The following is a 9,993-nucleotide window of genomic DNA, read 5'->3' as shown; positions in this document are numbered from 1 at the left end:
TCTCCTCTGCACCAGCGCCTCCTGGAGGCGCTTGTTCGGCTTGGTGGAGGCACCCGAGAGGTAGCACTGCATAGCGCTGCACCGTCTTACGGGAGACGCCCAGGCGCTCGGCCAGAGTCTTGGTGGAGCCCTTCTCCCGCGTGCGAAGGAATTTCATCTGGGCTCGCGCGGATTTCGGCGCGGCGCGGGTGAACAGGGCGCGCTCCGCGCGGGCGAGGCCGTCCATGATCTTGGAGCGGGTCCGGGCCGCGCGCTGTACGTCGTCAGCAGTCATGTGATCATTCCGCCCTGCCGGACCTGTGGACAGAGGCCGACGACCGGATGGGCTCCCTGCCCGTCGAAGGGGTTGAGACGACGCAGCACAGTTGGCAATTCAGCACGCTTGTTGGCAAACGACGCTGATGTTGCTCCGTGGTCACTTGAGCCGAGACACGATGGTTGGAACCTGGCCACGACGGTGGGAACCGGTGGTTGTGTGCCACTCGGTAGGGGTGAATTCGTTTGAGCCGGAGTGGCCCTGGACAGTCGGGCTGGAACGAGTCAGCGGAGGCGGGAGGAGGACAGGATCGAGGCCAGGTGCACGATGACTGCCACCCATGTGCCCAGGTCACGCTGGATTCACCTTCGAGACCGACCCCTACCCCACTATTCCGGGCTTCGCGACGGTAGCCGTTGTGTGATCCGGTTGAACAAGTCCGTCAGCGGCTCGCCAATGTCCTGACCGAACTCGGTCAGCCCGTAGGTGACCTGGGGCGGCGTCGTCGGCTCTACCTTCCGCCAGACCAGGCCATCCTGGACCAGCGCGCGCAGGGTCTGAGCAAGCATCTTCTCGCTGATGCCCCGGATGGTGTCGCGCAGCTCGTAGAACCGAAGATCGTTGCTTCGCAAGGAGATGAGCACCCAGACACCCCACCTGCTGGTCACGTGATCGACCACGTCACGCGCGGGGCAGTCGGTGTGAAACACCTCATACCGATTGCCCGCCTCGGCTGGCGTCACCTGCATGCCTTCCCTCATGTCCGGAGCTTACCTCTGGGTATGTTCTTACGAAGAGTAAGCCTGGCTCCTAGCGTCAATTACCGCAGCGCACAACGGACTAGGAGCTGAAGATGATCGTGGTGACCGGAGCTACCGGCAATGTAGGCCGACCTTTGACGCAGGCCCTGGCCGAGGCGGGTGAGCAGGTGACGGCGGTGTCACGGCGGGCGGTGGCGATGCCAGACGGAGTCCGGCATGTGGCGGCCGACCTGGCCGAGCCGACAGGCCTCGCACCCATGTTGGACGGGGCAAAGGCTCTGTTCCTCTTGCTGTCCGGCGACCTTCACGCCCCCGCAGCCAGGCCGACCGACATCATCGGCCTGGCTGCGGCCAGCGGGGTTCGCCGGGTCGTCCTGCTGTCTTCGCAGGGCGTGGCGACCAGGCCGCTCGGCCCGTCGCGGGTCGCGATGCGCACGGTGGAGGACGCGTTGCGGGAGTCCGGCCTGGACTGGGCAGTACTGCGACCGGGCGGTTTCGCCTCCAACGCCTTGGCCTGGGCGGAGTCCGTCCGCACGCAAGGGATGGTCGCCGCGCCCTTCGGCGACGTGGGGGTGCCGGTCGTCGACCCGGCGGACATCGCCGAGGTCGCGGCGGCCTGCCTGCTGGACGACCGGCACACCGGCGGGGTGTACGAGCTGACCGGGCCAGAGGTCATCACGCCGCGTCAGCAGGCGGAGGAGATCGCCGCCGCACTCGGCTCGCCCGTGCGGTTTCACGAACTCACCCGCAGTGAGGCCAAGGCCACGATGACGGAGTTCGTGCCGATGGAACTCGCCGACGACACCCTGGACATCATCTCCGCCCCGAACCCGGCCGAACTGCGGATCAGCCCGGATGTGGAACGAGTCCTCGGCCGTGCCCCGCACCCCTTCAACGGCTGGGTCGCCCGCAACATCGCCGCTTTCCGCTGAGGCACAACTCAACTGAAGCACCCGGGCAGCCTCGTGCGGCTGCGACCGCACGAGGCGCCCACCTTCGTACCGCCGCCGCCGGCGCGCGGGGCACCGAGCCGCGCAGGCCCTCAGGCCAGGCCCTGCCGAACAGGCCGCCGCAGGTTGCAAGAAGCGTGACCAGATGGTTCCAACAAGCGTGTCCCGCAGGGCCGAAACCGCCAGGTCACCACACCACGCTGGTTCCATCTATCGTGTCCCGGCTCATCACTCTGCGAAGTGATCAGTTGTGATCAACTGCTGCGGGGCCGCCGTACGAGCTGGTGATCTGGTGCGGTGAATCCGAAGGCTGCCGCCCAAGTCCGATCCGACGCTTGTGTCCTGGACGATCTGATGTCGCCGTACGGGAGCCTGGATGAGGTCCGTACGCGGCTGGTCATGCGGGAAAACTGGGCGAGCCGCTGGACGACCGCCTGGCGGATCAACGGGGCGGAGGTCGTCTGGCCGGTCCGGGACATGGGCTCGGTGCAGGTGTTGTCGTCGCAGCCGGTTCGCGGGTTCACCTGGAGGACGAAGCAAAGACATCGTCCGGGGCTGGAGTTCCTGGTCTCGACAGGGCGGAAGCACGGCTTCGAGTCGCTGGAGGAGAGGGCGGCCCTGCTGGCCCTGGACTTCATGACGGTGATCGAGGTGCTGCCGCAGCCCTTCGCTCTCAGCTTCGAGCAAGTCGACGGCCATGCCAGACACATCCCGGATTTCCTGGCCGTGATGGGCGATGGCGGGCACTGGCTGCTGGATATCCGGCCTGCGGGGCTGATCGGCGAGATGGACGCGGTGAAGTTCGCCGCGTCCCGGGAGGCGGCGGCCGCCTGCGGTTGGCGCTACTCGGTGATCACCGGATGGCGAGCGCACGTGCTCTCGGGTCTGGACGCGCTGTCGGCTCAACGCCGGTCCTTGACCGACCAACTGAGCTGCCAGCCGGACCTTCTTGATGCCGCGGCCGACGGGCTGGTTCCTTTCGGTGAACTCGTACAGGCCACACGGCTGCCGGCGGTGGGCCGGGCTCACGCCATTCACCTGCTCTGGCAGCGCCAACTCGGCTTCGACCTGGGCCGTCCGCTGGGGGATTCTTCCCTGGTCTGGCCGGCGGGCTGGGCGGAGGGCCGGTGACGGCCGCGCAGAGGCTGCTGGACTTGGCGCCGGGGGCCGGTTTCCGGATCGACGGCGTCGACTGGGTCGTGGACGAGGTGGAGCCCCAGCATGGCCGCGTCGTCCTGGTCAGCTCGGAGGGCCGGACGGAGGACCGGACGGTCAGCTGGCTCATGCACCACCGCCCCGAACCTCTGGAGAAGTCGGCGGAGGTGTCCGGCCGGGACGGCAGGCGGGCCCAGCCGCGGACGCTGGCGGACCTCACACCGATCCAGCTCCAGCGTGCCCGTCTGCGGGCCGAGCACGTCCGTGAGGCGGTCACCGGGTTCCGTGACGGTCACCCGGCCAAGGCCCGGCCGGGCGAGCCGCGGGCCGAGTACGATCCGGCCCGCACGACGCTGATGCAGCGCCGCAGGACCAAGGCCCAGGAGCTGGGCGGCCTCGACCCGCTGGAGGCCGAGCTGCTCGGGCTGCAGCGGATGAGCGAGCGCACGCTGATCCGTCTGTCGGCGCCGCACGTTGACGAGCTGGTACTGGCCTGCGCGGACGGCCGTTGGACCCGACGCAGGACCGGCCGGGTCGTCCGGTCGGAGATCCGGGAGGCGATCCTCGCCGTTCGCCAGGAGTCGGTGCGGCGATCGCGGATCTCCATGCGGGGCAAGCACCGTCTGCTGCACCAGTACGTGGCCGAGCGGTTCCCCGGCTTCCCGACGAAGGACGTCCCCAGCTGCGACACCCTGGCCCGGGTCTGGCGGGAGTGGTTCGGGCCGGGCGGCGCCCGCCAGCGCTATCTGGGGACGGCGGAGATGCTGGACGACACCGGGCCCCGGGTTCGTGCTGTGGACCACGAAGTACATCGACGCGGCCGTCGAGGCGCTCCGTGCCGAGGGCCATGAGATCCGGGACGAGGACATCGCTCGCCTGTCGCCGCTCAAGCACAGGAACCTGAACCTGCTCGGCCGCTACAGCTTCACCTCATCCACCCCGGCGGCCGGCGCTCTGCGCCCGCTGCGCGACCCGGACGGGCCAGAGCTGGACGAGGACGATGACGGGCAGGAGTAGCAAGGCGCGCGCTCTTCGGCTCAGGTCGCGCGCGGGAGGCCGTGGCGCAGGCCGTCGAAGAGGAGGTTGGTGATCTGGCGGGCTTCGTCGAGCCACCCGTCGCTCACGCGCATGGCACAGATACCGCCCAGGGCCCGCAGCAGGGTGGGGCCGGTGACGTCGCCGCGGACGGTGCCGGCCGCGGATCCGGCGTCGAGGAGGCGGGTGAGAGCGCCGCCCATGCGGGTGCGGGCGTCGTCGAAGACCGGTGAGTCGCTCGCCATGATGCTCTCCAGCGCGACGGACATCCCCTTGCCCACGGCCGCGTGGTCGACCAGCAGGAACAGGAAGCGGCGCAGGGCCTCCTGCGGGGCGTGGTGCTCCAGCAGTTGCTCGGGGGCGGCGCACAGGTCGTCGACCTCCTTGCGGTAGACCTCCTCGATCAGTGCCTCGCGGGTCTCGAAGTGCCGGTAGAGCGTTCCGACGGCGACTCCGGCGCTGCGGGCGATTTCCTCCACATGAGCGTCCGTGTCACCGGCGAGAAACGCTTCACGGGCGGCGGACAGCAGGGCTTCCCGGTTGCGGCGCGCGTCGGCGCGCAGCGGGCGTGATGACGGCAAGGAACCTCCATAAGGTGAGTCCGGTTCCGTTTCTGTGTATCGTTTCCGGAGTCAGGTTCATCTTACGGAAGGACTATCCGATGCCCACCATCAATGAGGAGCTGGAGGGCCTGCGGATCCTGGTCACCGGCGGCAGCCGGGGCCTGGGTGCGGCGACCGTGCGCCGGTTCGTCGCCGCGGGCGCGACCGTGCTGACGGCCTCCCGCAGCCAGCCCGCAGAGAACAGCGGCGCCATCTTCATGCCGGCGGATCTCTCCACGCCGGAGGGGGTGGCCGACCTCGGCCGCCGCGTCATCGACCACGTGGGCGGCGTGGACGTCCTCGTGAACAACGCCGGCGCGGCGAGCCCCCCGGCACCGACCTTGAGCCGGTCGGACGAGTCCTGGCAGGCGGACCTGGGGATGAACCTCCTGAGCGCCGTGCGCCTGGACCGGGCCCTGGTGCCGGGCATGGTCGAGCGGGGCTCCGGCGTCGTCGTGCACGTCTCCTCGATCGCCAGCCAGCTGCCCCAGCGCACGGAAGCCTCCTACGCCGCAGCCAAGGCCGCGCTGAACACCTACAGCCGCGAACTGGCCACCGAGGTCGGCGAACGCGGGGTACGCGTGGTCTGCGTTCTTCCCGGCTTCGTCGTCACCGACGGCGCCACCGCCCACCTGCGGCACATGGCCGAGCAGCAGGGCGTGACCACGGACGAGATCACCCGCCAGATCGTGAACCACCTGAAAATCCCCATGGACCGCCCCGGAGACCCCGAGGACGTCGCCGAGATGATCGCCTTTCTCGCCTCCAGCCGCGCGAAGTGGCTCACCGGAGCACAGTTCCGCGTCGACGGCGGCATCCTTCCCACCGTCTGAACACCAACCAGCACCAAGAGCAGGAACACCGCCATGCCCCTCACCTTGACCTCTGTGATCATCGACGCCGCCGACATCGAGACGGAAGGCACCTTCTGGCACCGCCTGCTCGGCGGTTCGACCACCACCACCCCCACCCACCACTTCATCCAGCCACCCGGCCTGCCCGTGATCGTCATCCAGTCCGCCCCCAACCACACCGCCCCGGGCTGGCCGGACGGCGCTCCCCAGCAGATGCACCTCGACTTCGCCGTCGAAGACCTCGCGACCGCCGACCGCGCCGCCATCGATGCCGGCGCCTTGCGCCTGCGCCCCACAGAGGAGCCCAGCTCGGACACCAGCACCGGCAGCCGCGTGTACGCCAGCCCCGCCGGACATCCTTTCTGCCTCCGCGCGGCCTGAGCCTGCCATCGCTCATCGTGGGCGCCTGTCTTCAAACGATCATTTGACGACAGGCGGCCGACGCGTCCAATGAACCCGTGCAATCCGGGGGTCCGAGGCGGCGCGAATCCAATCAGATCCGATGGTGATTGCTGACAGGGTTTGACGACAGATAGGGTCCGATCCTCCGTACGGAAGGGGCCCCTCGGTGGCGAACCTGGTCTACAAGCGGGTCTCGACGGACCAACAGTCCACCGCCCGGCAGGACCTCGTCCTGGAGGAGGCCGGGATCGAGGACCCGGTCTTCTTCGAGGAGGACCCGGGCACGTCCAGCCGCCTTCACCCGCTCCAGCGCCCGAAGTTCGGCGAACTGCTCACCTACGCGCGGCCGGGCGACACCGTGCACATCTCCGAGATGTTCCGCCTCGTGCGCGGCAACCAGCATCCTCGACGTCCTCGAAGTCCTGCACCGCGACCAGCTCGCCCTGCGCATCCACGACGGCGCGTTCTCCGCCATGGACCTCACCGCCCGCCACCCCCGCACCGGCGAGCTGCTGTCCACCGTGAAGTTCATGGTGCAGACCCTCGCCGCCGCCGGCGAACTCCAGCGAGACCTCCAGCGCGAGCTGACATACGACGGACTGCGTGCCGCCGAGGCCAAGGGAAACAAGGGCGGGCGCCGCCCCGCCGTGGCGGCCGCGAAGACCGCCGACGTGCGCACCGCATTCCTGGAAGGCCGCTCGATCGCCGCCCTCGCCCGCGAGCACGGCGTCAGCCGCGGGGCGATCCGCACGGCCGTCGCCGACCTTCTGCCGGAGCACACCGCCGAGGGCCAGGAGGACGTCCCGGCCCCGGAGCTGCCGGTCACCCTCGACGTGCCGGGCAAGGTCGCCGACTTCCTCCGCGCCACCGAGCTGGAGCCCGACGAACGAGCCGCGCTCGACCAGGGGACGACCGTACGGCGCGGCCAGGGCTACACCCTGCGCGTCAGCGCCGTCCCCGCCGTACACCGCCAGCTCCTCGCCCGCTGCCAGCCGCTCGACGGCGGCCAGGACCTCCCCGCAGTCCCGGCCCAGCGCAAGGCCCGCCGAGAGTACGAGAACCGGGTCAGCGCACTCACGCTCTGACCATGATCGTTCTCAGCGCCAACCGCTGTACCGATGTTCCGACCGCCGCCAATTGCATCGGATGCGAACTCGCGACGGTCGGCGAATCCCCCGGGGGGACAAAGGCAATCGCGCTGCGGACCTGCGGACTTGAGCGTGGTCTCCGGTGGTGACGATACCCGCGTCTTGGGCCTTATTGCGGTCCGCGCAGGGGGCTGACCTGGGGCTCCACCGCCGACTCGCATAGGATGCGGTTTTCTCGCATCTGATGCGAGTCGCGGAGAGTGGTGAATCGGTGGGGTTCAACGGAGCGATACCGGGGGCGGCGAGGCTGCACCTGGTCGACGGGGTCGCGTTGCTGCGGCCGGAAGATCAGGTCTTCACGGCGATGCTGACGGGGTTCGCCAACCAGCAGCTCGCGCGGAATCTGGCCCGGACTACGGTGGAGGGCCGCGAGAACACGGTCAAGGCGTTCGCGGCCTACGTGAATACCTATCCCTGGCTTTGGACGCCGGCGATGGTCGACGAGTGGCTCGGTGACCTGCGTTCACTGCGGGATCTGAAGCGCTCCACGATCCGCTCGTACTCGGAGGCCGTGCGGGCGTTCTGCCACTTCATCACCGATCCGCTCTACGAGTGGACGGCCACCTGTGAGGAGCGGTTCGGGACCCACCCGGTTCAGGTGGTACACGAATGGAACACCACGGTGCACGTCCAGGACAACGAGGCGGACGCCAAGAAGCGCGCGTTCACCAAGGCCGAGCTGCACGCCTTCTTCGCACATTGCGACGACGAGGTCGCCCGCATCCGGGCCTTCGGCCGCAAGGGCTGGCTGCCCGCCTTCCGCGACGCGACGCTGTTCAAGACCGCCTACGCCTTCGGGACGCGGCGAAACGAGACACGGATGCTCGACGCCGCCGACTTCGGCCGCAACCCGCACGGCGGCGAGTTCGGCGAGTGAAGGCCAAGAAGGGCTCGCCGCCCAAACGACGCGGGGTGCTGACCGTCTTCGACTGGACCCCGGACGTCCTGGACGAGTGGTTCACCGAGGTCCGCCCGCTGTTCGGCACCGACAACAACCCTGCGGCCTGGCCCTCCGAGCGGGGGCTGCGGATCGGCTGCCAGCGGCTCAACTCCCGCTTCATCACCTACCGCAAGGCCCTCGGCCTGGACGACGGGCTCGACTTCCACTCCTTCCGCAGGTCCTACGTCACGCACCTGATCGAGGACGGCTGGGACCCTCGCTTCGTCCAGGAGCAAGTCGGCCACGAACACGCCAGCACCACTTCGCTCTACACCTGCGTGTCCTCGGACTTCCGCACCCGCACCCTGCGGCGGCATCTGGACTCCACCATCGCCGCCGCCCTCCAGACCCAGACCGGGAGGCAAGCATGAAACGCAAGGTCGGCTACACCTGGCGACTGCGCGAGGTCATGGCCCAGCACCAGATCTTTACGGCCACCGAACTGGTGCCGCTGTTGCGCGTACGCGGCATCGACCTGTCCGCCTCCCAGGTGCACCGTCTGGTCTCCGGCACCCCCGAACGCCTGTCGTTGCAGGTCATGGCCGCGCTCTGCGACATCCTGTCCTGCACCCCGGCCGACCTGGTGGCCACCACCGCCGAGAACGCCGGCGTCCGCAAGACCGCCAGCGGCGACCTCCCCACCCCGCCTTCGAACGTTGCGAAGCTCCGCCCCCGCGCGGCCCGCATCCTGCCCGACGCATGACCCGCACCTACGCCACCGACGAACAGTACGAGCGCTGGTTCATGGCCGATTGCTGCCGCTGCGGTCTCCGCAGGCACAAGGCCGGCACCTGGCCGGACGGATACGTCTGCCGGACCTGTTCGGACCGAGCTGTCCGGACACGGGGCACCTGCCCGGGATGCGGCGAGGACCGGGCCCTTCCTGGGCTCCGTCCTGGTGACAGGGCTGCGATCTGCACCACCTGCGCCGGCTTCTCCCAGACCTTCGACTGCTCACACTGCGGCTTCGAGGGCAAGCTCCTGCGCGGCCGGCTCTGCGAACGCTGCACGCTCACCGACCGCCTCACCGCGCTCCTCGACGACGGCACGGGCCGCGTCCGTCCCGCGCTGGTCCCGCTGTTCGACTTGCTGGTGACGATGGACAAGCCTGGAAGCGGACTGGCCTGGCTGGATATGCGCCGCGGCCAGCTGGGAAACGCCTCGCAGCTGCTTCGCCGGCTAGGCCTGGGCGAGATTCCGCTGACCCACGACGCGTTCCACGAACTCCAGCCCTGGCGGGCGGCCTCTCACCTGGAAGAACTCCTCATGGCATGCGGAGTCCTGCCCGCGGTCGACAAGCACCTCTGTTCCTTTCAGCGCTGGCTTCCCGGCCACCTGGCCGACATCGGCGATCCCGAGCACGCCAAGACGATCAGGCTCTTCGCGACCTGGCACGTCCTCCCCGGACTGCGGGCCCGAGCCGAGCGAAGCCACATCACACCCAGCGTCCGCCGCTTCGCCGGCGAACAGATCAAGTACGCGGCCGCTTTCCTGCAATGGCTCGGCGGGCGGAACACCACCCTTGCGTCATGCGGCCAGGTCGACATCGACGCCTGGTTCGCCGAGAACGCCGAGCACGCCCGCACCCGCCTGAGAGGCTTCCTCAACTGGGCCAGGCAGGGCCGTCACTGCCGACGTTCCGTGGCCATCCCCGCAATGAAGATCTCCCGTCGGCCCGCACTGAGCGAAGACGAACGCCTCGCCGCCCTGGGCAGGCTTTTGACCGATACGGAGATACCGATGCGACTCCGCGTCGCCGGAGTCATCGTTCTCCTCTACGCGCAGCCGCTGAGCCGCGTCTGCCGCCCGAACCCGGTTGCGTGACGCCAACCGCGAGCAACCGCGCCCAGGCGATTGGCAACGGTCCACATCACAACAAGCCTGCCTACG

Annotated in this window: 13 protein-coding genes and 2 pseudogenes; 12 read left to right on the top strand and 3 right to left on the bottom strand. The window is 69.0% G+C overall.

The features are described from left to right. Together ACZ68L_RS45950 and ACZ68L_RS45945 are read right to left on the bottom strand one after the other, a co-directional pair. Window positions 1–274 (bottom strand): HTH domain-containing protein (locus ACZ68L_RS45950; RefSeq protein ID WP_469590753.1); only part of this gene is annotated, 274 nt, incomplete at its 3' end. A gap of 371 nt (window positions 275–645) precedes the next feature. Further along, window positions 646–1,017 (bottom strand): winged helix-turn-helix transcriptional regulator, encoded by a 372-nt coding sequence (locus ACZ68L_RS45945; protein ID WP_469590751.1) that lies wholly within the window; start codon window positions 1,015–1,017, stop codon window positions 646–648. Window positions 1,018–1,109: 92 nt separating this feature from the next. On the opposite strand from ACZ68L_RS45945, the gene ACZ68L_RS45940 reads away from it, so the two are divergent. From ACZ68L_RS45940 to ACZ68L_RS45925, 4 genes and pseudogenes are all read left to right on the top strand, one after another. After that, window positions 1,110–1,949, top strand: a complete 840-nt coding sequence (locus ACZ68L_RS45940) for an SDR family oxidoreductase (RefSeq protein WP_362454355.1) — start codon at window positions 1,110–1,112, stop codon at window positions 1,947–1,949. A 372-nt stretch (window positions 1,950–2,321) separates the two neighbouring features. Next, complete coding sequence (locus ACZ68L_RS45935) at window positions 2,322–3,098, top strand: TnsA-like heteromeric transposase endonuclease subunit (protein WP_469590748.1); 777 nt, start codon at window positions 2,322–2,324, stop codon at window positions 3,096–3,098. Beyond that, window positions 3,095–3,973, top strand: coding sequence for a hypothetical protein (locus ACZ68L_RS45930; RefSeq protein ID WP_469590746.1), 879 nt, complete (start codon window positions 3,095–3,097; stop codon window positions 3,971–3,973). The genes ACZ68L_RS45935 and ACZ68L_RS45930 overlap by 4 nt, the downstream gene beginning before the upstream one ends. Continuing rightward, window positions 3,912–4,139, top strand: a pseudogene (locus ACZ68L_RS45925) (Tn3 family transposase); the annotation flags it as partial. The gene ACZ68L_RS45930 and the pseudogene ACZ68L_RS45925, both read left to right, overlap by 62 nt. A 20-nt stretch (window positions 4,140–4,159) precedes the next feature. Here ACZ68L_RS45925 and ACZ68L_RS45920 read toward each other — a convergent pair. Next, window positions 4,160–4,738: a TetR/AcrR family transcriptional regulator gene (locus ACZ68L_RS45920; protein ID WP_469590744.1), complete on the bottom strand. Its 579-nt coding sequence runs from the start codon at window positions 4,736–4,738 to the stop codon at window positions 4,160–4,162. A gap of 80 nt (window positions 4,739–4,818) precedes the next feature. On the opposite strand from ACZ68L_RS45920, the gene ACZ68L_RS45915 reads away from it, so the two are divergent. The 8 genes and pseudogenes from ACZ68L_RS45915 (at window position 4,819) to ACZ68L_RS45880 (ending at window position 9,927) form a co-directional block, all read left to right on the top strand. Then, a complete protein-coding gene (locus tag ACZ68L_RS45915; RefSeq protein WP_469590743.1) occupies window positions 4,819–5,592 on the top strand; it encodes an SDR family oxidoreductase in 774 nt (257 codons plus the stop codon). 33 nt (window positions 5,593–5,625) lie between these two features. Next, window positions 5,626–5,994, top strand: coding sequence for a VOC family protein (locus tag ACZ68L_RS45910; protein ID WP_469590741.1), 369 nt, complete (start codon window positions 5,626–5,628; stop codon window positions 5,992–5,994). 187 nt (window positions 5,995–6,181) lie between these two features. Next, window positions 6,182–6,349, top strand: a pseudogene (locus ACZ68L_RS45905) (recombinase family protein); the annotation flags it as partial. A gap of 139 nt (window positions 6,350–6,488) precedes the next feature. Then, the gene (locus tag ACZ68L_RS45900) at window positions 6,489–7,100 is read left to right on the top strand and encodes a hypothetical protein (protein ID WP_469590740.1); all 612 of its coding nucleotides are present in this window, start codon (window positions 6,489–6,491) and stop codon (window positions 7,098–7,100) included. Between the two features lie 274 nt (window positions 7,101–7,374). Beyond that, complete coding sequence (locus ACZ68L_RS45895; RefSeq protein ID WP_469590738.1) at window positions 7,375–8,040, top strand: hypothetical protein; 666 nt, start codon at window positions 7,375–7,377, stop codon at window positions 8,038–8,040. After that, window positions 8,037–8,474, top strand: a complete 438-nt coding sequence (locus ACZ68L_RS45890; protein ID WP_469590736.1) for a tyrosine-type recombinase/integrase — start codon at window positions 8,037–8,039, stop codon at window positions 8,472–8,474. Before ACZ68L_RS45895 ends, ACZ68L_RS45890 begins: the two co-directional genes overlap by 4 nt. Then, entirely contained in the window at window positions 8,471–8,806 is a 336-nt protein-coding gene (locus ACZ68L_RS45885) for a helix-turn-helix domain-containing protein (RefSeq protein WP_469590734.1), read from the top strand. The genes ACZ68L_RS45890 and ACZ68L_RS45885 overlap by 4 nt, the downstream gene beginning before the upstream one ends. Further along, window positions 8,803–9,927: a hypothetical protein gene (locus tag ACZ68L_RS45880; protein WP_469590732.1), complete on the top strand. Its 1,125-nt coding sequence runs from the start codon at window positions 8,803–8,805 to the stop codon at window positions 9,925–9,927. The genes ACZ68L_RS45885 and ACZ68L_RS45880 overlap by 4 nt, the downstream gene beginning before the upstream one ends. Window positions 9,928–9,993: the final 66 nt, after the last annotated feature.

The sequence above is a fragment of the Streptomyces sp. NPDC104309 genome (assembly GCF_055584025.1).
This window is presented reverse-complemented; position numbering and strand designations above follow the sequence as displayed.